The 20223-nt window shown below is 69.3% G+C and carries 22 protein-coding genes; 10 read left to right on the forward strand and 12 right to left on the reverse strand.

The annotated features are described in order from the left end of the window. Positions 1 to 3: 3 nt before the first annotated feature. Genes ABD743_RS14325 through ABD743_RS14340 form a run of 4 tightly spaced genes read right to left on the reverse strand, consistent with a single transcriptional unit; the run spans position 4 to position 3554 of the window. Entirely contained in the window at positions 4 to 606 is a 603-nt protein-coding gene (locus tag ABD743_RS14325; RefSeq protein WP_344722531.1) for a nucleotide exchange factor GrpE, read from the reverse strand. A gap of 9 nt (positions 607 to 615) precedes the next feature. Next, entirely contained in the window at positions 616 to 2505 is a 1890-nt protein-coding gene (gene dnaK, locus ABD743_RS14330) for a molecular chaperone DnaK (protein WP_344722532.1), read from the reverse strand. 1 nt (position 2506) lies between these two features. Further along, on the reverse strand, positions 2507 to 3055 hold the full coding sequence (locus ABD743_RS14335) for a general stress protein (RefSeq protein WP_344722533.1): 549 nt from the start codon (positions 3053 to 3055) through the stop codon (positions 2507 to 2509). Positions 3056 to 3068: 13 nt separating this feature from the next. Continuing rightward, positions 3069 to 3554 (reverse strand): Hsp20/alpha crystallin family protein, encoded by a 486-nt coding sequence (locus ABD743_RS14340; RefSeq protein WP_344722534.1) that lies wholly within the window; start codon positions 3552 to 3554, stop codon positions 3069 to 3071. A 415-nt stretch (positions 3555 to 3969) separates the two neighbouring features. Between ABD743_RS14340 and ABD743_RS14345 the strand changes: the two genes are divergently transcribed. Beyond that, complete coding sequence (locus ABD743_RS14345; protein ID WP_344722535.1) at positions 3970 to 4422, forward strand: NAD(P)H-binding protein; 453 nt, start codon at positions 3970 to 3972, stop codon at positions 4420 to 4422. A gap of 935 nt (positions 4423 to 5357) precedes the next feature. On the opposite strand, the gene ABD743_RS14350 is transcribed toward ABD743_RS14345, so the two are convergent. After that, positions 5358 to 5993: a TetR/AcrR family transcriptional regulator gene (locus ABD743_RS14350; RefSeq protein ID WP_344722536.1), complete on the reverse strand. Its 636-nt coding sequence runs from the start codon at positions 5991 to 5993 to the stop codon at positions 5358 to 5360. 91 nt (positions 5994 to 6084) lie between these two features. Between ABD743_RS14350 and ABD743_RS14355 the strand changes: the two genes are divergently transcribed. From ABD743_RS14355 to ABD743_RS14375, 5 genes are all read left to right on the forward strand, one after another. Next, positions 6085 to 7035: an alpha/beta fold hydrolase gene (locus ABD743_RS14355; protein ID WP_344722537.1), complete on the forward strand. Its 951-nt coding sequence runs from the start codon at positions 6085 to 6087 to the stop codon at positions 7033 to 7035. A 708-nt stretch (positions 7036 to 7743) separates the two neighbouring features. Next, a complete protein-coding gene (locus tag ABD743_RS14360; protein ID WP_344722538.1) occupies positions 7744 to 8112 on the forward strand; it encodes a hypothetical protein in 369 nt (122 codons plus the stop codon). Then, positions 8090 to 8461 (forward strand): FAD-dependent oxidoreductase, encoded by a 372-nt coding sequence (locus ABD743_RS14365; RefSeq protein ID WP_344722796.1) that lies wholly within the window; start codon positions 8090 to 8092, stop codon positions 8459 to 8461. The genes ABD743_RS14360 and ABD743_RS14365 overlap by 23 nt, the downstream gene beginning before the upstream one ends. A gap of 183 nt (positions 8462 to 8644) precedes the next feature. Continuing rightward, positions 8645 to 10339 carry a PucR family transcriptional regulator gene (locus tag ABD743_RS14370; RefSeq protein WP_344722539.1) on the forward strand — a complete coding sequence of 565 codons (1695 nt, stop codon included), beginning with the start codon at positions 8645 to 8647 and terminating at the stop codon, positions 10337 to 10339. Between the two features lie 228 nt (positions 10340 to 10567). Then, the gene (locus ABD743_RS14375) at positions 10568 to 11473 is read left to right on the forward strand and encodes a PAS domain-containing protein (RefSeq protein WP_344722540.1); all 906 of its coding nucleotides are present in this window, start codon (positions 10568 to 10570) and stop codon (positions 11471 to 11473) included. Positions 11474 to 11640: 167 nt separating this feature from the next. Here the strand turns inward: ABD743_RS14375 and ABD743_RS14380 are convergent, their stop codons facing one another. The 3 genes from ABD743_RS14380 to ABD743_RS14390 form a co-directional block, all read right to left on the reverse strand. Next, positions 11641 to 12816 carry a zinc-dependent alcohol dehydrogenase gene (locus ABD743_RS14380; RefSeq protein WP_344722541.1) on the reverse strand — a complete coding sequence of 392 codons (1176 nt, stop codon included), beginning with the start codon at positions 12814 to 12816 and terminating at the stop codon, positions 11641 to 11643. Continuing rightward, a complete protein-coding gene (locus ABD743_RS14385) occupies positions 12813 to 13349 on the reverse strand; it encodes an SRPBCC family protein (RefSeq protein WP_344722542.1) in 537 nt (178 codons plus the stop codon). The genes ABD743_RS14380 and ABD743_RS14385 overlap by 4 nt, the downstream gene beginning before the upstream one ends. An 80-nt stretch (positions 13350 to 13429) precedes the next feature. Then, entirely contained in the window at positions 13430 to 13714 is a 285-nt protein-coding gene (locus tag ABD743_RS14390; protein ID WP_344722543.1) for a hypothetical protein, read from the reverse strand. 357 nt (positions 13715 to 14071) lie between these two features. Here ABD743_RS14390 and ABD743_RS14395 point away from each other — a divergent pair, with 357 nt between their 5' ends. The 3 genes from ABD743_RS14395 to ABD743_RS14405 all read left to right on the forward strand — a co-directional run bounded on the left by ABD743_RS14395 (position 14072) and on the right by ABD743_RS14405 (position 15773). Further along, positions 14072 to 15181 carry a 5,10-methylene-tetrahydrofolate dehydrogenase gene (locus ABD743_RS14395; RefSeq protein WP_344722544.1) on the forward strand — a complete coding sequence of 370 codons (1110 nt, stop codon included), beginning with the start codon at positions 14072 to 14074 and terminating at the stop codon, positions 15179 to 15181. Positions 15182 to 15327: 146 nt separating this feature from the next. Further along, positions 15328 to 15450: a hypothetical protein gene (locus ABD743_RS14400; RefSeq protein WP_344722545.1), complete on the forward strand. Its 123-nt coding sequence runs from the start codon at positions 15328 to 15330 to the stop codon at positions 15448 to 15450. Between the two features lie 143 nt (positions 15451 to 15593). Next, on the forward strand, positions 15594 to 15773 hold the full coding sequence (locus ABD743_RS14405; protein ID WP_344722546.1) for a hypothetical protein: 180 nt from the start codon (positions 15594 to 15596) through the stop codon (positions 15771 to 15773). Here ABD743_RS14405 and ABD743_RS14410 read toward each other — a convergent pair. Then, complete coding sequence (locus ABD743_RS14410) at positions 15758 to 16414, reverse strand: thioredoxin family protein (RefSeq protein ID WP_344722547.1); 657 nt, start codon at positions 16412 to 16414, stop codon at positions 15758 to 15760. The two genes, ABD743_RS14405 and ABD743_RS14410, sit on opposite strands and share 16 nt — an antisense overlap. A gap of 306 nt (positions 16415 to 16720) precedes the next feature. Between ABD743_RS14410 and ABD743_RS14415 the strand changes: the two genes are divergently transcribed. Next, positions 16721 to 17278, forward strand: coding sequence for a type 1 glutamine amidotransferase domain-containing protein (locus ABD743_RS14415; RefSeq protein ID WP_344722548.1), 558 nt, complete (start codon positions 16721 to 16723; stop codon positions 17276 to 17278). Between the two features lie 26 nt (positions 17279 to 17304). On the opposite strand, the gene ABD743_RS14420 is transcribed toward ABD743_RS14415, so the two are convergent. The 3 genes from ABD743_RS14420 to ABD743_RS14430 form a co-directional block, all read right to left on the reverse strand. Beyond that, positions 17305 to 18444 carry a baeRF10 domain-containing protein gene (locus ABD743_RS14420; protein WP_344722549.1) on the reverse strand — a complete coding sequence of 380 codons (1140 nt, stop codon included), beginning with the start codon at positions 18442 to 18444 and terminating at the stop codon, positions 17305 to 17307. A gap of 11 nt (positions 18445 to 18455) precedes the next feature. Beyond that, on the reverse strand, positions 18456 to 19526 hold the full coding sequence (locus ABD743_RS14425) for a S1C family serine protease (RefSeq protein WP_344722550.1): 1071 nt from the start codon (positions 19524 to 19526) through the stop codon (positions 18456 to 18458). 385 nt (positions 19527 to 19911) lie between these two features. Next, positions 19912 to 20217 (reverse strand): cation:proton antiporter domain-containing protein, encoded by a 306-nt coding sequence (locus tag ABD743_RS14430; RefSeq protein WP_344722551.1) that lies wholly within the window; start codon positions 20215 to 20217, stop codon positions 19912 to 19914. Between the last annotated feature and the right edge of the window lie 6 nt (positions 20218 to 20223).

A 20223-nucleotide genomic window follows, 5' to 3' on the forward strand; every position in this document is an offset into this window, starting at 1 on the left:
CTGCTAGCCCTCCGAACTCTGCGCCACGGTCACCGATGCCGGCCGTAGCTGGCGGCCCGGGCCGCCGTAGCCGGGCCTGACGACCTCGGCCACCGAGCCCGCGGCAGCCCCACCGCCGTTGGGCTCAACCACACCCACCACCTCGTGGCGGCTCGGGTCGAACGGCACCCCGGTCTCGTCCTCGCGGCGGTACCCGAGCCCGGCCAGCACGGCCAGGGCCTGCTCGCGCAGGGTCCGGATGCCGTCGACGATCGACTCGGGGTCGGCGTCGGCGTACTCGAGGGCCCGGTCGATGGTGTCGAGCACCGGCAGGAACGCCGAGGCGACGAGCTCTCGCTCGGCTTCCCGTTCCCTCCCGAGTTCGCGGGCATACCGCTTGCGCAGGTTGTCCAGGTCCGCGACGGCCCGAAGCCAGCGATCCTCCAGCTCGGCCGCGTCCGGCCCGGGTCGGCCCTCGGGCCGATCGTCCGGGGACCGTGCCGGGGCGGCTGATCCCGTGGCCCCATCCGTTCCGGTCCGTTCCTCCGGCGTCGCCGTGTCGTCCTGACCGGTGGTGGCGCGTGCTGCCGTCCGGCCGGGCATCCTGTCCGGTGCGTGTTCGGTCATAAGTGCGCCTCAGCTACGGTCGAACTCGGCGTCGATCACGTCGTCGTCGGTCTCGGTCCCGGCGCTCTCGCTGCCACCCTGTGCGCCCCCGGGGCCGCCCGCACCGGCCGACACAGCGCTCAGCCCGGCGAACACCTGCTGGAGCTCGGCGGTCAGCTCGCGCACCCGGTCCAGCGGCGCCTGTTCCTCCACCGCCCGCCGGGCCTCCGCCACGAGCATCTCCGCGCGGGCCCGTTCGTGCGACGGCGCGGCGTCGCCGAGCTCGTCGAGACGGCGCTGCACCTGGTAGGCGACGCTGTCCAGCTCGTTGCGCGCGTCGACCTCCTGGCGCAGCTGCTGGTCCGAGCTCCGGTTGCGTTCGGCCTCCTGCACCATCCGATCCACATCGGCGGAGTCCAGGTTGGTGCTCTCCGAGATCGTGATGCCCTGTTCCGCACCGGTGTCCTTGTCCCGAGCGGTGACGTTGAGGATCCCGTTCGCATCGATGTCGTAGACGACCTCGACCTGTGGTTCACCCCGCGGGGCCGGCCGGATGTCCTCGAGCCGGAACCTGCCAAGCACCCGGTTGTCGGACGCGCGCTCACGCTCGCCCTGCAACACCACCACGTCGACGGCGGGCTGGTTGTCCGCCGCGGTGGAGAACGTCTCGCTGCGCCGGACCGGGATCGTCGTGTTGCGGTCCACGACCCGGGTCATCACGCCGCCCTGAGTCTCCACGCCCAACGACAGCGGGGTGACGTCGAGCAGCAGGACGTCGGACACGTCGCCCTTCAGCACACCGGCCTGGATCCCCGCACCGACCGCGACGACCTCGTCGGGGTTCACGGTCATGTTCGGTTCCTTGCCACCGGTGAGGCGGCGAACCAGGGCCTGCACCGCCGGGATGCGGGTCGAGCCGCCGACGAGGATCACCTCGTCGATGTCGTCGGCCCCGACCTTGGCGTCCGTCATCGCCTGCTTGACCGGGTCCATCGTGCGTTCCACGAGATCGCGGGTGAGCTCGTCGAACGTCGAGCGCATCAGCGTCATCGTGAGGTGCTTGGGACCGTTGGCGTCGGCCGTGACGAAAGGCAGGTTGACCTGGGTCTGCGAGACCGAGCTCAGCTCGATCTTCGCCCTCTCCGCGGCCTCGTAGAGCCGTTGCAACGCCTGCGGGTCCTTCCGCAGGTCGATGCCGTTGTCCTTCTGGAACTGCTCGGCCAGGTGGTCCACGACGCGCCGGTCGAAGTCGTCGCCGCCGAGGTGCGTGTCACCTGCGGTGGCCCGTACCTCCACCACACCGTCGCCGACATCGAGGATGCTGACGTCGAACGTGCCGCCCCCGAGGTCGAACACCAGCACCGTCTCGTGCTGGCGCTTGTCCAGCCCGTAGGCCAGCGCCGCCGCGGTCGGCTCGTTGATGATCCGGAGGACCTCGAGTCCCGCGATCTTCCCGGCGTCGCGAGTGGCGGTCCGCTGGGCATCGTTGAAGTACGCCGGCACGGTGATCACGGCCTCGGTCACGCGCTCGCCGAGGTGGCGCCCGGCATCGTCGGCGAGCTTGCGCAGGATCAGCGCCGAGATCTCCTCCGGGGCGTACAGCTTGTCGCGAACCTTGATCCGCGCGTTGCCGTGCTCGTCCGGCACCACGTCGTAGGTGACCTGCTCGGCCTCCTCCTCGACCTCCTCGTATCGGCGGCCGATGAAGCGCTTGACGGAGTAGATCGTTCCCTTGGCGTTGAGGATCGCCTGCCGGCGGGCCAGCTGACCCACCAGCCGCTCCCCGTTGTCGGTGAACGCCACCACCGACGGCGTCGTACGCGAGCCTTCGGCGTTGGGAATGACGTCGGCCTCGCCCCCCTCCCAGGCCGCGATCACCGAGTTGGTCGTTCCGAGATCGATACCGACAGCGCGGGGCATGTCAGACCCCCGTCGCGAGCAGTCGGACCGCTTCGTCGGCCACCTCGTCGTCGACGACCACCTCGAAGCGTTGCGGGCGCATCATCATCACGGAGGCGAAGTCGCGGCGGCCGCCCTGCAGGGCATAGATGACGACGCCGACGATCGCGCCGATGACGGCCCCGATGATCAGGCCGTACAGGGCCAGCAGCAGGCCCGCGATCAGCGGGTTGACCCAGCTGAAGATCCCGAACAGCCACCCGATCAGTGCGCCGGGAACAGCGCCGCTCAGCGCGCCGCGCCACGCGGCCCGCGGGTAGTCCATCCTGCCGGTGACCTGCTCGACGGTCTGCAGGTCCTGACCGATGATCGCCACCCGTTCGACCGGGAAACCCAAGTCGGAGAGACGGTCGACGGCCCGTTCGGCGTCCTCGTACCTGGCGAATGACCCGATCGGCCGCCGGGGCCGCAACCCCGGGTCGGCCGGGCCCTCGGGGGACCATGCGCTGCTGGCTACCCGGCCCTGGGGGCCGGCTGCCTGCCTTCCGGTGTCGCGTGGCTCCTCGATCATGACAACCTCCCGATCAGACGGTGGTCCGGTCGGCCGCCGAAGCGGTCTCCGACCCGGTAGTTGCGCTGGACGCGGCGCCGTGCTGGGGCGCACCCTCGGACGTGTCGGCGGTACCGACCTGCACCCGGCGCGTCTCGGTCGCCTCGCTCACGGGGATCCTCAGGGTCAGCACGCCGTCACGGGTGTCCCCGGACATCCGGTCTGAATCGAGGTTGTCCCCGAGGAACAGCTGGCGGGTGAACTCGCCATGTGGCCGCTCGTCGATGATGACCTCGTCGCCCTCCTGGTGCGCGGGCGCGCGGCGGGCCCGCACGCTGACCACATTGCGCTCGACCGTCACGTCGATGTCTTCAGGATCGACACCGGGCACATCGAGAAAAACAAGGAATTCGGCGCCCCGACGCAGCGCGGCCATGGGCATGCTGCGCGTTGCACGGGCACCGACGGAAAAGGCCTGATCGGCCAGCCGTTCCAATTCGCGGAACGGATCGAATCGCATCAGAGTCACAGAGTTCCTCCTGCCGGGTCGGGCAACCGAGCTTCGCCAACCGTCGCACCGCTCCTGGCGCGCGGCATCGGTCCGCCGGATGCAACCTCGGTTGGGGTACTCGGCCCACCAGGTCCATCGACCCCCCGCGACCTGCGCCGTCCCGGGGCACCGCTCACCCCTTGTCGATTGCCTGCGACCGTGTGCAGGGCGACCTTGGGCGGGCGCCCCGCAACCGGTGACACACATCGCCGCCGCGGAAATTCATGCCGAGGGACCAGACGCTTTTCCGGTCACACCCCGGGTCCGCCGGGTCGACCGGTTCAGCTGCCCTTCTACTCCTCGGGTCCAGTCGCATATAAACTGGCGGCTCGGCATTGTTCGTCCGGACCGAATATCGCCGAGTATCGGAGAGATGATGATTCTGGTGACGGGAGCGACGGGCCAGGTGGGCCTGCGCCTGGTCGAGGAGTTGAACGATGCGCGCGTCGCCGTGACGGCCATGGTCCGCGCCGAGGCGAAGGCTCTGGACCTGCCGCCCTCGGTCGACCATGTGGTGGCCACGCTCGACGATCCACCCCCTGCGGAAGTGCTGCGCGAGTTCGACCGCGTCTTCCTCATGAGCCCCTCGCACGAGGAGCAGGCCGAACTGGAGATGGGGTTCGTGGACGCCCTCGTCACCGCCGGGCACCGGCCACGTGTCGTCAAGCTCGCCGCTGACGGGTTCCAGAAGCCCGACTGCACTGTGCGCTTCAAGCGCAGCCACCGTCAGATCGCCATGCATCTCGAGCGGACCGGCCTCCCCATCACCTACCTGACGCCGAACCTGTACATGGAGAACCTGCTCTCGGCGACGGACACGATCCGGGAGCGGGTCTGATCCTCGTGCCGGCTGGGCCGCGTCGGGTTCTCGGCGGTCAGCGACGTCGCGGCAGTGGCCGCGCGGGCACTCACAGACGGCGACCCGCCGGACATCCAGGTGATCACGGGGCCGGAGGCGCTCGACTACGCCGATGTCGCCGCTCGGGTCTCCACCGTCTTCGCCCGCCCAGGTCGACTACGCCGACATCCCGGCCGAGGAGGCCAGGTCGATGATGCTGACGACGCTTCTGAGCTCAGATCTAGGCGAGGAACAACCGCTCGAGCCCAAATATCTTGAGTTGTTCGAGTACGTCCTTGCGCCCGTCGCACGTCAGCGCCAACTCGACGCCCTGCAGAAGGCAGTCGTCCTGCATGCGACGGAGAATCACCAGTCCGGTCGAACCCAGCAGGTCGACCAGGGAGGTCCACGATCAGTCGTACCGGGCGGTCCACCAGCTCTCGACGAAGTGCCCGTTCCAGATCCGCCCCCGTGAAGGCGTCGATCCCGCCGAGGACGTGGACGACTTTCGTCACCGGACCGTGCACCACGAGGCCCGCGGTGGGCACCGGCCTGAGAGGGCGGGTTCGACGCAGTCCGGTGCATCAGCCAGGGCGTACCGGGCACATCGACGGGTCACGACGACCCCGCGGCCGCGGAGGGGTCAGGACGGCTGCGCCAGGTTGGTCACGAGGTTGATGGCCACGGCCAGGATGCCCGTGCCGAAGTAGTAAGAGAGCAGGGCGCGAGTACGCCTTCGACCTGGAGCTATACAAGCTGCGCCACGCCGTGGAGTGCGGGATCGACCGCCTCAAGTGGCATCGGGCCGTGGCGACCCGGTACGACAAACTCGCCGTCCGCTACGAGGCGACCGTCCACGTCGCAGCCATCAACGACTGGCTCTGAGCCCGCTTTTCAACAACGGCCTAGGGTGCACGTTTCAGTTCATTTGATCGTTAACCCGGGCGTGCCGCTGAGAACGGTCCAAGAGACAGGCCCTTGCCCCGGCTGTGCAAAGCCTGCGAGAGCGCGCTCATGCTGATGTCGACGATCGTGCGGAGCTGCTTCTGGCTCGCTCGGGCCCTGCTCATCACGGCCAGCGACTGGTTGACCGCCGTGATGTGAGTGGCGTAGTTCTCGGCGTCGCCCTCGGCCAACTCCGCGGTGTTCAAGGCGGTCCGCAGCCGCGCACGCTGAAGCCCCACAGCTTCGATCGCACGCGTGGCGATAGCGGGGCTCAGTACTGGTGTCGCCATCGCGGTCTGAGCGACCAAACATCCGTCCGGCACGTCGGGGTCGGCGATGCGCTGGAGGGTGACCTCGAAAAACGCCTGGATCGCCCGCAGCGGTTCCCCGGGTGCTCCGGAGGAAAGCGCCTGTTCGTACCTGTTTCCATACCGGACGGCGTAGCGGTCCAGGCAGCGCAGGTAGAGCGAGTCTTTGTCGCCGAACGAGGAGTAGATGGAACTTCGGTTCAATCCGGTCGCCCTGGAGAGGTCGTCGAGCGAGGTGTCGGCGTACCCGGCCCGCCAGAACTGGACCATCGCCGCGTCGAGCACGATGTCCAGGTCGAACTGCTTCTTCCCGGCCATCCCGCATGCACCCCGTTCTTGAGCCAGTCCATCGTGGCCTTGCCCATCCTATCTTGAACTGGACAGTCCAAGATGCGTTTAGACTCGAGGCATGGTCGACACCACCATCGCCCCGAACCGCTCTCCCGACCAGAACCACGTCCCAGGGCTGCCGCTGCGCGACCTCGCGGGCTTCACCCACCGCTGGGTCGACGCGGAGGGAATCCGGCTTCACGCCGTGGAAGGGGGTCGGTCGAGCGGCCCCACCGTCGTGCTGCTCGCCGGATTCCCGCAGACCTGGTGGGCTTGGCACAAGGCTATGCCGCGCCTTGCCGAGCGCTTCCACGTGATCGCGATCGACCTGCCGGGACAGGGCCACTCCGATCGTCCCCAAGGGGGCTACGACACTCACACCGTCGCTTCGCGCGTCCAGGCCGCGCTGATCGCGCTCAACGTGCCGAAGTACTGGCTCGTCGCCCACGACATCGGGGCCTGCGTCGCCTTCTCGCTCGCCCTGAAGTACCAAGACCGCCTGCACGGCGTCGCCCTGCTCGACGCCGGCATTCCGGGAATCACCCTCCCGGACGCCATCCCAACGGATCCCGAACGGGCCTGGAAGACCTGGCACTTGGCATTTCACCTGGTGCCCGAACTGCCCGAGACGTTGATCACCGGCCGCGAGCGTGACTACGTGGACTGGTTCTTGAGGGTCAAGACACTGGCCCCGAACACGTTCGACAGCGCCGATATCGACCACTACGCCGCCGCCATCGCAGCCGAGGGAGGGCTGCGAGCGTCTCTCGCCTACTTCCGCGACGCCGCGGAATCAGCGCGCAAAAACCAGGACGCTCTCGCTCCCGGACGCGGGCACTTGACCATCCCGGTCCTGGGAATCTCCAGCTCCCACGGCTCGATCCCCGACATGGCCGCCTCCATCAGCCCCTGGGCAGAGAACGTGACCGGCGTCGTCATCCCGGATGCCGGGCACTTCATTCCCGACGAGCAGCCCGACGCAACTGTCGACGCGCTGACCGCGTTCATCGACCACGTGCGTGTCGGGTAGAGCGTGTCAGGGAGTTTCGCCAACACCAGATCCTCCGCACCCTCGCCGAACTAGCAGTACCAGCAGTACTAGGGGTGTTTGGAAGGTCACGTCGTGGGCTCGACCGACCGCCCGAGGACCGCAGGGACGTAGAGCTCGAACAGCGGCAGGTGACCGGCAGCGGAGGCGGAAGCTCGTACGTAGGTCCGGCGCGAAGCGGAGCGCAGCACCGGAACGCAGGAGAGCGGACCACCATCGGCAAGACACGGCAACCGCCGAGCCCACGACGACAGCTTTCAAACACTGCCTTGGTGCCCTCTGTGCCCATTGGCCAGCTGATCCTCCACACCCTGACCAGGGCGGTCGCGGCGGCCACCGACCAGCCGGTCGACGGCGCCAGCTCAGCTGCCACGAGGGCTGCTAGAACGCCCGCGACGACCCCTGCGGCGAGGGAGAGCAGCACCCAGGCTGCTCCGCGACGGGATCCCGGACGACGTCCGGCTGGTCGGGATTCGGTCGGCCCGCGGAGTTCCTCGACGAGGACGGCTGCTACGACCTGCTCGCCGTGGTGTCGGACTTTCCTGGTGCCCCGGCTCGACGCGCACGTGGTGTTCCTCCCCATGGAGCGCAACGATCTCCAGCACTCGCACTCGGAGTTGTCCTGCATGACCGAGCCGGCCGCGGGCGCATCCTGCACGACCTGTTCCAGCCGGGGGAGGTGCCGCCCCGATGGACCACCTGGACCTCGTGGTCGGGATGCGGTTGCACTTCCTGATCTTCGCCGGAATGAAGGGAGTGCCGTTCCTGCCGGGTGCCCTATGCCGGCAAGGTCTTCGACTTCGCCTGCGCCACGGGAGCTCCCGTGCTGGGGGAGTGGCTCGCAATCACGCCAGGCCCCTGCTGGCGGACATCGACCGGCTGTGGGACGAACGCCCCGTCCGCATGGGCGTTCTGCAGGAGCAGGTGGCGGCGCTGACCGCGCGACAGAGAAGACACGGGAGCGGCTCGGGCAGCTGCTGGACGAGCTCGACCCGCAACCGATGGTCGCGGAGGTCGGGGAGAGCGGGTGGCCCTGATGCCACCGCTGCCGGAGCCTGATCACCCCGCCGAGATCACCCTGCCGCCCCGCACCGCCCAGCTCGCCACCAGCACCGACGTACTCGTCGTCGGTGGCGCCCCGGCCGGGATCAGCGCCGCCATGGTGGCGCCCGAGGCCGATGCCGAGGCGGTGCTGGTGGAGCGCTACCGATTCCTCGGCGGCAACGCGCCCATCAGCTGGGACGAACGGGGGACAGGTATCGTCGAGGCTCTCGCGCTGGGTACCCCGTTGTCGGTGACCGGCGCGGCTGCCTACCCGAACTCGTGGAGCACGGGCGCATCGGTGCATGCAGCTCTACACGGAGGTGCTGGCCCCGCCGCAGCCAGGTCGGGCTCCGGACGGGTGTAGGTCAGCTCGAATGAGCCATCCTGATCATTGCGCGGTCACCCTCGGTGGCGCGATTCCCCCTTCTCCCTGAGTCCATGGGGAGGCACTCCTCGCGGATTGGATTTTCCGACCTCGGCTGCAACCTCCGACGAGTAGCGTCTCGTGCGTGCCCTTCGGAGTGCCGTCGCTGTATCGAGGTGCTAGATGGACGGTCAAGAGCTGATCGACTCGACCCGGGAGCAATTGTCCAAGCTCTCGAGAATTTTCGCGCTGTCGATGGTGATGTTCGACCGTACTGACGAGACGGAGATCATCCAGTTCGCGGCCGATTCCGTCGCTGCCTTGGCCGCGGTCCGTACCGAGGGCGCCTATCTGCGCCGCGACGATCTGACGCGTGTCGGCGACGGCAGCACCGAGCTCCAGTCGCGGCTCCGCTCCCTGTCGGGGTCGGACGGCCCGGTTCAGGTCGCAGGCGCCCCTTGGGCCTGGGCCTTCGCGTTGCGGGCCGTCGGCGTCCATGCCGGCTACCTCGTCGTCACCGCGGACGCCGAGCCGGCCGCCGAGGAGCAGTACCTTCTCGGGACGCTCGCCCAGCAGGCCGGTGCCGCTCTGAACAGCGCCCGGCTCAGCCGGAACGAACGGAGGACCACGGCCGAACTGCGATGCCTCAACGACCGGCTCAGGGTGCTGAACGAGCAGCTGACCACCGCTGTCTCCGGCCTCGAGCGACGACGTCGCGCCTACGAGCGGATCACTGCCGTGGCTGCCTCCGGCGCGGGCGAGGCGGGAATCTGCAGCACGCTGCATGACCTGACCGGACTGCCGGTCGCGATCGAGGACAATTTCGGCAACCTGATGGAGTGGTGCGGTCCGGGCCGGCCGACGCCCTATCCGCGAACGTCGCCACGCCGTCGGTCCGAGCTGCTCACGGCCGCCCGGCGTAGTGGACGTCCGATCCGCCAGCGCGACCGGCTCATCGCGCTGGCCCAGCCCCGCAACGAGGTGCTCGGCGTACTCGTGCTGATCGACCCGGATCACCGGGCCGAGGAACACGATCTGTTCGCCCTCGAACACGCGTCGGTCGTCCTTGCTACGGAACTGGCTCATCGCCGCGCTATGGCCGAAACCGAGCTGCGTCTTCGTGGCGACCTCGTCCATGATCTGCTCACCGGCACCGACGACGAGAGCGCCCGGTTCCGCTCCAGCGCGCTGGGGCACGACCTGTCCCCACCACATCGCGTATTGATCATCCAGTGGCCGGGCGCCACGAGCAGTGAGGTGGTGGCTCGCACGGTCGAGCGCGTGGCGGCCACGATGCTGGAAAATGGCGTGCTGCTGAGCCAGCGGGCCGGCGCGGTGGTCGTACTCACCCCGAGCCCGGGATGGGACGGCATGCGGCGCTGGCAGGAAATGTACCGCTCGATGAGGACAAGGCTTCAGAACGAGGACGGTGCAATCGGTGTGGGCGGGGCGGCCGACGTGCCGTCCAGGCTCCCTCAATCTTACTCCGAGGCTACCCGAGCCCTTCGCATCCGGCAGCAGTCGATGGAGCCCAACGGCATCACCGTCTTCGACAACCTCGGCATCTACCGTCTCCTGGCCACCGGCGACGGCGAACACGACCGCGAGCTCCGCGAGTTCGTCCGCGAATGGCTCGGCGCGTTGGTCGACTACGACGCGGCCAACCGCTCCGACCTTGTCACCACGCTGTGGCAGTACTACGAATGCGGCGGGAACTACGACATGACGGCTCGCGCACTCACGATCCACCGGAGCACATTGCGGTATCGGCTCAGGCGGATCCGTGAGCTCACCGGCCGCGAGCTCAGCGACGTGGAGACTCGGCTGAACCTGCATGTCGCCACGAGGGCATGGCAGATCCTCCGAGGGGCGGACTGAACTGCACCTCATGAGGTGTGCACAGCGCGCCATCTGAAGGACCGTCACCACGGACGGCACCGGCGCGAACCTTCGGTTGAGGAACCGCACTGGACACACGCTGTGACACAGCGTGCAGAAGTGAACCCGAGGAGCTGGGCAATGGACCTCGATGTCGGAGGGTCAGACGCGGGGGACCTCGACTGGGGGCCTGCACCCGTGCTGTCCCCATCGGTGAATAACCGATGAATGCGCTTCGTGGAACGCTGGCACGATGGGATCGACCTGATGGCCGTTGTCGGCTTCGACGGCCATTTCATTTGGCTGAACAGCGCGAGCGCGGATTGGATCGGCTGGTCCCAGGCGACCATGCGTTGCGTGGACTGGTGGGAGTTTTGCCACCCCGAGCACCAGGACAGCCTGGTCACCATCGCCGAAGCCCTGATGAACAGCGGAGAGTTCACGGGTGTGCCGGTCCCCGCGCCTCGTGCCGACGGTAGGTACGGCTGGCTGATGTTCGACTGCATCGGCGACCCGGGGAGTGAGCGGATGTTCGGGGTTGCCAGGCCGACCACCCCGGACCGGCAACAGAGCGAGCAGATCGCCGTCGGTGAATGGTGCCTTGGCCTCGGGGTTCACGGCAGATCACCGGACGGCAGGCCTTCTCGGGCTGCCTGCCGACACCCCGGTCTCGTTGAACGACCTGCTCGAACACGTGTGCTGGGGGAACTCCGACAAGGTCGCCGTCAGCTCAGTCACACATCGCGTCATAAGCGATCAAAGAATCGAGCCACTGCTCCACGCGCCGAGGGCAGGTCGCTGGAGAACATCGCCACCCCGCTCACCGCTGAGGAGGCCGACCCCGACCCCCAGCGGGGCGCCATCCAGGCGGCCCGTGAGCCCGCCCGCACGACCGAGGAGGAGCGTCGGACGGCGCGCGAGCGGAACATGCGGATCCTGCGGCGCGCCGCCGAGCGGGCCGCGGATGAGCGGCACGGGTTGCGGGCGGTCCGGCCCGGCCCCGGTTTCGCGTTCTACTCACCTGGCCAGATCGGCACCGCGGGCACGACGAGCCGCTGGGTTGGCCGGTTATGCCGGCGGGCGTTTCTGGGGTCTCGGCCGCTTCCGCCGGGCGTTGCGATACGCGGTGGATGAAGGTCGCGTGCAGCGGCTGTCACGCGACAGCTACGGCCCACCCCGGGGTCGCGGCACCACTCGACGCGCCGACGCCGGCCGACGGGGGGACGCCGCAGGCGGCGCTACCAAATAGATGCCGCATCCGGCCACCCATGCTTGCCGCGGTGGCCGGACGCGGGTAGCCGTCAGGGTTTGAGGACGATCTTCTCGCAGTTGTCCTGCTTGTTCTTGAAGATCTCGAAGCCGCGTTCCGCCTCGTCCAGCGCCAAGGTGTGGGTGATGATCCGGGTCGGATCGATCTCTTCGCGCTCGATGCGCTGCAGCAGCGGCTTCATGTAGCGCTGCACGTGGCACTGCCCGGTCCGCAGGGTCAGCGACCGGTTCATCCACGCGCCGGCGGGGAACTTGTCCAGCAGACCGCCGTACACGCCGATCACCGAGACCACGCCGCCGCTGCGGCACGACAGGATCGCCTGGCGCAGCGCGTGCGGGCGTTCGGTCTCCGACCGTAGGGCCTGCTTGACCCGGTCATACGCGGCGATGTGCGCGCTGCCGTGGGTGGCTTCCAGGCCGACCGCGTCGATGCACTTGTCCGGCCCGCGCCCGCCGGTCAGTTCCAGCAAGACGGATCGCACGTCGACCTCGTCGAAATTCACCGGCGTGTGACCCGCCCGTTCCGCCATCTGCAGCCGGTAGGGCTCCTTGTCGATGGCGATGACTTTCGCGGCGCCGAGGACCCGGGCGCTGTCCATGGCGAACTGGCCGACCGGGCCGGCGCCCCAGACCGTCACCACGTCGCTGGGCTGGATGTCGCACATCTCGGCACCCATGTAGCCGGTGGGCAGGATGTCGGAGAGGAATAGGACCTGCTCGTCGGTCAGCTCGGACTCGATCTTCAACGGACCGACGTCGGCGAACGGCACCCGCGCGTACTGTGCCTGACCGCCAGCGAAGCCGCCGGTCAGATGTGAATAGCCGAAGAGCCCGGCGACCGGGTGTCCGAACATCTTCTCCGCGATCCCGGCGTTGGGGTTGGAGTTCTCGCAGCAGGAGTACAGCTCGGCGGCGCAGGCGCCGCACGCGCCGCAGGCGATCGGGAACGGCACGACGACCCGGTCCCCGATGCGCAGACGATCCGGATCGACGCCCGGGCCGACCTCGATCACCTCGCCCATGAATTCGTGACCCATGACGTCGCCGTCCTGCATCGTGGGCACGTACCCGTCGACCAGGTGGAGGTCCGAGCCGCAGATCGCGGTGGAGGTGATCCGTACGATGGCATCGCGCATGTTCAGGATCTTCGGGTCCGGCACGTCACGGACCTTGACCTTGTTGCGGCCCGCCCAGGTGTTCGCCCTCACGCGTCCGCTCCCTTCGCGAGCTCGGAGTCCGACAGCGGTTGCGCAGGACGCTGCGGGAACTCCTTGCGCGCCCGCTTGCCCCACGGGGCGCCGTCGGACCGGACCACCTCGCCGGTCTCCAGCATCTGCTTGAGCCGGCGAAGGTCGTCGTCGAGCTGCTGGTGTGGTTCCTCGCCGAAGTACTTGGCGACCGCCTTGCCGACCGCGCCGCCCGGAATTTCGTACATCAGGACGACGTGCACCTCGGTGCTCACACCGTCCGGGGCAGGCCCGAACCGGACCGTACCGGCGTTCGGCACGTCGGTGCTCCCGGTCGACCGCCACGCGATCTTCTCGGTGGGCGCCTCGTCAATGACCTCCGCGTCCCACTCGACGTCTTTGCCGAACGGGGCGCCGGCGACCCAGTGGCTCGTCCGGTCACCGGTTGCGCGGACCTCCTCGAGATGCGCCATGAACGTCGGGAGGTTCTCCAGATTGCGCCAGAACGCGAAGACCTCCGGCGCGGGTTTGCGGATGGTAGTCGTGGCCGTCAATTCCATGGATCCTCCTGTGCGTGAGCCCCGCCCCACTGGCACGGAGCCGATCTCCTTGGCTCGGGTGGCCTGCCAGGCGGTCAGCAGGTCCAGCACCGTGATCCCGACGACGGCGCAGTACCGACGAGCCGCCGGCGGCTGCGCCCGACACGGTGGGCGATGGCCATCCGGCGCGAGGTCAGGTCCGTCGGGTCGCCCACGGCCGGGTCCACGCCCAGGGCGCCCTTCCGTCGGCTCGACAAGAGCCCGGCCGCTTGTACCGACTCCTGCGGCCCGACGATCGGCACCACCGACCGGAACCTCCGGGAGTCGTCCACGCCGCTGATCCGGCGCACGGTGTCCCACACCCGCCAGCTGTGCCACACCCGGACCAGGACTCGTCCAACCGAGCCCTCGGCCCCGCCGCTGCACCTCGTCCTGCCTTGCCCTGACCGCCTCCCGGCTTGAGTAACGGGCAGCCTCCGTACCGAGCGCACCCTGTCGAACGTCCCGGTGCACTGCGACCCGGAGCGCTCGAGGGGGGTACCCATCGGGAATCCGCCTAAGCCGCGGATCGACGACTGCGGGGGCGACGACACCCGCCGATCCGCGTAACGGCGTCCGGACGGCACCAAGCAGACCTTTCGATTGATCGGAGGAGCATCCCGGGTAGACCGAGGCATGTACGCCTGGACCGAGGAACGCCGGCGCGGCGATCGTGCCCGGCTACCGGTGATGAGCTCATGACCCACAGTGAAGAGCACCGCCTGGAGATCGTCGTCGGGCTGGTGGCGACCCCGCCGGACCACCCGGCCCAGGTCGCCCGGCGGCTCACCGCCGAACTGGCCGACCGGCTCGCCGAGCGGGTGAACGCCGACGTGCGTTGGACCGTCCAGCAAGGCTGGGGTGACGTGGCGCCGCGCCGCGACGGCGGCGCCGAGGTGCTGCTGGACGATCTTGCCCGTCGGCGCGCCGACGAGAAGTGGGACGTCGCGGTCTGCCTGACCGACCTGCCGCTGCACGCCGATGGGGTGCCGCTGGTCGCGCAGACCTCCGCCCAGCGCCGAGTCGCGATCGTGTCTCTGCCCGCGCTGGGGCTGCGCCAGCTACGAGCCGTCCGCGCGATCGTTCCTGATCTTGTCGGCCGGCTGCTCACCGACTCTTCCGACGAGCGGGTGCCCCCGGCCGGTTGGGAACCGACCGAGTTGACCAGCCGGGTCCCCGCCATCGGCAGGACGGTCGGCGAGGGCGATGCCGGGGAAGTGCGCTACGTCGCCTCGCGGCTGATCGGCCGGGTGCGGCTGCTGATCGGAATGGTCCGCGCAAACCGCCCGGGACGCGCCTTGCTGGGCCTGTCCAAGCTGCTGGTCGGCGTGCTCGGCACGGCAGCGTTCTCGCTCACCACCTCGACCATATGGCAGGTGGGCAATGCGCTCGGCGGACTCCGCCTCGCCGTGATCATGCTGCTCGGGTTGACCGCGCTGGTGGCCTGGCTGATCGTCGCGCACGATCTGTGGGAGAAGCCGGACCGGGAGACACCAGCCGAGCTGGCCCGGATGTTCAACGTGGGCACGATCCTCACCCTCGCCCTGGCCACGGCGGTGTCCTATGTGGTGCTGTTCGCCGGGACGCTGCTCGCCGCAGCGCTGCTGATCGACACATCCGTGCTGGAACAGACCCTGCGGCGGCCGGTCGATGTCACCGACTACCTGACACTCGCCTGGATCATCAGCTCGCTGGCCACCGTCGGGGGAGCGATCGGCTCCGGGCTGGAGGACGAGGAGACGGTTCGGGCCGCTGCCTACGGCTACCACCCCGAACCCGGCGGCTGGAAGGACCAGAAAGACCGGTAACCCGACCGCAGGGTAGGCGCACCCCCTGAGCCACGACCGAACCGCTGGCCAGCGCCACCAACCCGCGTGCCGGGGTGCTCCGCTCGCATGCCGGCTCTTCCTCCGATCGCCCGCTCCAGACGGGCGGGTCTCGTCGTGGAACCTGCGTGACCGTCGCCGTCGACAGCCGCGCACCGGGCATCGGGAAAACGCACGCCTCCGGACGCACCCTCGTGTGGTTCGCCGGCCACCTGCTGCAGGCCCGCCGCCGGGCGACCAGCACCGACTGAGTCCGTCGCCCGGCCGTAACCCCTGGCACAGGAGGTGGTGCCACCGCTGTCGCGCCGCATAGCCTGAGATTCCTCTGCGGACCGGTGCCCTAGTGCTCCCCGCTCCCGCCCGCCCGGTCCGCGCGGATCGTCGAGGAGAACGCGTGACCGCTCGTTACCCGCTGGTGCCGGTGCCGTGCAAACACTGCCCTGCCACCCGGCGCCTCGGCGCCGTCCACCACCAGCCCGGCTGCCCCGCCGACAGCGCGAACCTCGCCTTTTTCGGGCACCCGGACCTGATGGAACTCGACCTGCACCTCGCCGACTTCTACCCCGAGGCGTAGCCAGAGCCCGGCCCTTTCGTAGTCCGGGCACCTGCCAGGTCGGAAGCCGAAGGGGTGCGGAGCGCGATGCCGCCATCAGACGTCGATTCGGCCTGATCACGCAGTGCGTGGTCCAGCCAGCTGCGCAGGGCCGGCGCCTGTATCTCACCGTAGCGTCGGGCCACCACCTCGCCTCTGCGCAGCACCATCAGCGTCGGAATGCCGCACACGTGGAAGCGCCGTGACATCCGGGGCGCGGCCGCGACCTCCACCTCCACCACCTTGATCTCCCCGGCCCGTTCGGCGCCCAGCCGTTGAACGACCGGTCGCACCATGCAGCTCAGCCCGCACCAGCTCGCCCACAGGTCCACGAGCACCGGCACCGACACCTGCTCCGCCACGTCGGCGAACTCGTCGTCGCCGGCACCGGCGATCCACGGCAGGGCCTGGTGGCACTTCCCGCATCTCGGGACACCCGTGGCGACGGCGGCCACCCGGTTGCGCTGCCCGCAGCGCCGGCAGGTGACGATGCGCCTGCCTTGCGCGCCCCCCGCGTCGTCGTCGAGGTGGAGCGCCGTGACCAGCCACTGGAAGGCGTCCTGCAGGCGCACCAGCCAGGGATAGTCGGACACGTCGAGGACCTCGTGGTCGTCCAGAGCCATCGGCTGATCCTCCCCACAGGTTCTATGCAGCGACGGTCGCATCACCAGGGCACGTCGTGCATCGGTCCGCAGGCTGCAGTCTCGCCCTCCGTTCTCGGCCCGGCAGGTCCGTCCCGGAGGTCACCTGTGGGGCCTCTCCGCCGAGAACCCGGCTCACCCCGGCTGGCTCCGCCGGGTGGATTGCGGGCGGGTTTCTGGTCCCGTCAGGCCGACGAGCGGCGTGGCCCGGCTCCGGGAAGGTCGCGGTGCCGGCGCAGCGAGCGCCGCGGCGACCACAACGGCCACAGACGAAATGGGGAGCGACTCATGGGCTCGGAACTGCAAGGCAAGACGATCGCCATCCTGGCGACCGACGGGGTCGAGCGCGTGGAGCTCGAACAGCCACGGGGAGCCCTCTACGGCGCAGGCGCGCGGAGCGACCTGCTCTCGATACACCCGGGCGAGATCCAGGCCCGCCAGTTCGACATGGTGTCCGCCGGGACGTTCCCGGTGGACCGGCAGGTCTCCGACGCGAGCGTCGACGACTACGACGCCCTGCTGCTCCCGGGCGGGACCGTGAACCCGGACCAGCTGCGCATGAACCACGGCGCCGTGGAGTTCGTCAAGGCGTTCGTCGCCACCGGCAAGCCGGTGGCAGCGATCTGCCACGGCCCCTGGACGCTGGTGGAGGCCGATGTCGTTCGGGGGCGCCGGTTCACCTCGTGGCCGAGCGTGCGGACCGACCTGCGCAATGCGGGGGCCGAGGTCGTCGACGAGGAGGTGGTGATCGACGGCCAGTTCACCACCAGCCGCTCGCCTGCCGACCTTCCAGCGTTCTGCCGGGCGATCGTCGAACAGTTCGCCGGTGCTCCGGTGTCGCGCTGACGTCACTCCGGCCACCCCCTGATGCGTTAGCCGGCCGGCAGGGGCGGTAATGGGAAGCGGAGCGTGGCGGCGCTCAGATGATCGCGCAGCCGCGTCTCCGCCACCACATGCTCGACGCTCCCGCCCTCGTCGATGACTGCCTGTACGAGCTCGTCGACGACATCCGGAGTCCTGCGCAGCGGGTTGTCGCAGATCGGGCACCGGTCGCCCGAGGTCGCCATCCAGCCGTCGTCGGCACAGACCACGCCTGGCCGCATGACCTCGTCGTGGATCAGGAGCAGATCGACCGCGGCAGTGGCGCCGGCCCACAAGCAGTCGTCGAGACCCACGGCGGCGAGCCCACCAGCAGCATGCTTCTCCAGGGCCTCCGTCACCAGCCGCTCCTCCTCCGTCCGCTCGTAGCGGTCGACGACCTCCTGCGCGCGGTCCCGGATCGTCCCGAGGTCCTCCTCGCGGGGGTGCACCTGGAACGTCCCGGCGACGCGGTCACGTACCTCTCGCGGCAGATGGTCCAGGACCTCCGGGATCTCGTGCTCGTGGCCGCCGACGGCAACGATGTCGAACACGCGCCGGCGGAGATCCTCGGCCAGCCGCTGCGCGACGGCGCGGTAGTGCCGCTTCGCCAGCAACTCGGCCTTGTTCCTCGTGGCGACCTCGCGCATCCCGTACGCGTAGTCGGGCTTGCGCAGCGCCCGGTCCCGCAGCTTGCCGCGCTCGACCATCTCGTCCTGGTAGAGGTCCCAGAAGCGGGCATGCGCGCGGTCGACCACCACGACACGACAGCGGTGGTACTCGTCGAGCACCGCCACCAGCGGACGGACCCACGGCGTCGCGTCGACCACGAGGCGGTCGCGAACCGGGCGCGGCAGCTCGACGACCTCGAACAACCCCCGCCCGGAGCACGAGAAGAACGCGACGGCCTGCGGGCGGAGGTGCTCCTCCGTCACGGCCTCCGTGATGCGTTCCACGTCCCCGCGCAGGGACAGCCGGGCCTCCCGGTCCAGGTCGGGGTCCTTGGTGAGCAGGCGGGCCTCGTGGAGCACCCCGTCCACGCGGCTCGGGAAGGCGCGGCGGTCGTCGGGGTCGATGCCGACATACACCGACAGCACCGGCAACCCGTCGCCGTCCATCCCCAGGATGCGGTCGACCGTCTCGACCTCGAGCATCGCCGTCCTCCTCAAGAGACCGGAAGCTCGCCGAGCGTGACAGTGATCGTGAACGGTTCTGCCGCCGGCGGCCGCGTCCCCGTAAGTCGAACGGCGTCGCCCGGACGACGTGAGGCGATCTGCGTCTGCAGGTCCTGCGCGGTCCGGATCTCCTCGCCCTCGAAACGGGTGATGAGGTCGCCGACACGCACGCCGGACTTCGCGGCGGGCCCATTCGGGTCAAGGGCGGCGACGCCGACCCCGATCGGCTGCCCCTGGTCGTTCGTGACGGTCAGCCCGGTGATCCCGAGGGCCGCGCGTCCCGAGTTGATCACGCGCCCGTGGTCGATGATCTGCTGGGCGAGGTCGCTCGCGATGTCGCCGGGGATCGCGAACCCGATCCCGGCTGCCACCCCGCCGATGCCCTGGTTCACGGCGGCGACCGAAGGGATGCCGACGACCTTGCGGTCGAGGCTGACGAGCGCGCCACCGCTGTTGCCGGGGTTGATCGGAGCACTCGTCTGGATCGTCTGACGGAGCACGGTCCCGGGGAAGCCGATCTGCGGCTCCGGCGGCTCCGAGACGGTCCGGCCCAGCGCCGAGACGACACCCTGCGTCACGCTGCTCTCCAACCCGAGCGGGCTGCCCATCGCCATGACGATGTCGCCCACCTGCAGGTCACGAGCCGCGCCGAACTGCGCGGGCACCAGGCCGCCGGTGTCGTGCACCTTGATCACCGCGATGTCCTCGGGCGGCCAGGAGTACACGAGCGTCGCCGTCCGCACGGCGCTGCTGTTCGCGAACCTGACCTCGAACGCCTTCCCCGTACCGACGACATGCGCGTTGGTCACGATGTGCCCGTCGCGGTCGAAGACAACGCCGGACCCCACCGATCCCGGCTGGCTGATCTCCACGACCGAGGGCAGGACGGCCTGAACGACCCCGGCGAACTCCTCCGACAACCCCTCCGCGATCCGCGGGGCGGGCGCCGTGTCGTCGCGGCCGGCGCACCCGGCCAGGGCGGCCGTGGCCGTCAGGAGCAGCGTGAGGACGAGAGCCCACGCCGAGCGCGCACCCGGATCCGCACGGCGAACAGGTCGCATCGGTCCGCCTCCTCGGTCTCGGGACGAGTGTCGGCTCCCGCTCGTCGGCAGCACGGACGTTGCCAGCACCAGCAGGGCGTAGTGCACAGCCCAGCAGGACGAACTGCGGGCATGTGGCCGTCCCGGCAGGGCAGCACGGGACGCTCCACCGTCGGCGCCGGTCGGAGGAGCACGGCGACGAACGCGGCGACGAACGCGGCCGGCTCCCGCAGGACGATCGAGTGTCGCGCCTATCTGAACCGGCGCGGGATCACCGTATGGCGGGTCGCCGCGGCGAAAGGCCCCTCCTCGGTCGTCGCCATATGCAAACGCCACGACGCCCAGCAGCACACGGGCGGTGGCAGCGACGCGCGGTCAGGCTGATATCCAAAGTCTTCGAACACAATCACTGTGAGGACGGCTGGGGCCTCGGGAAGGATGGAAGACTGCGCCGCAAGCTCTCGGCGAATTCGTCGCTCGAGAACTCCAACCAGAGCATGAGCAGTAGCAGCACGAGGCCGATCTGGGCGCTGACCTCGATGTAGGCCCTCGAGCTCGGGACGAGCGAGAGGCCGCCGTCGCCGATGGCCAGTCCCGCCAGGAGGTACAGCGGCACAGGTGTGAGCGACAGCCGGTGCGCGATCGTGCCGAACACGCTCAGCACGATCAGCAGGATGCCCAGCTCGAGCAACAGCGCGACCGACGGGGACACGTTCGG

It is taken from the genome of Pseudonocardia yunnanensis, from assembly GCF_039534065.1.
Taxonomy (GTDB): Bacteria; Actinomycetota; Actinomycetes; order Mycobacteriales; family Pseudonocardiaceae; genus Pseudonocardia; species Pseudonocardia yunnanensis.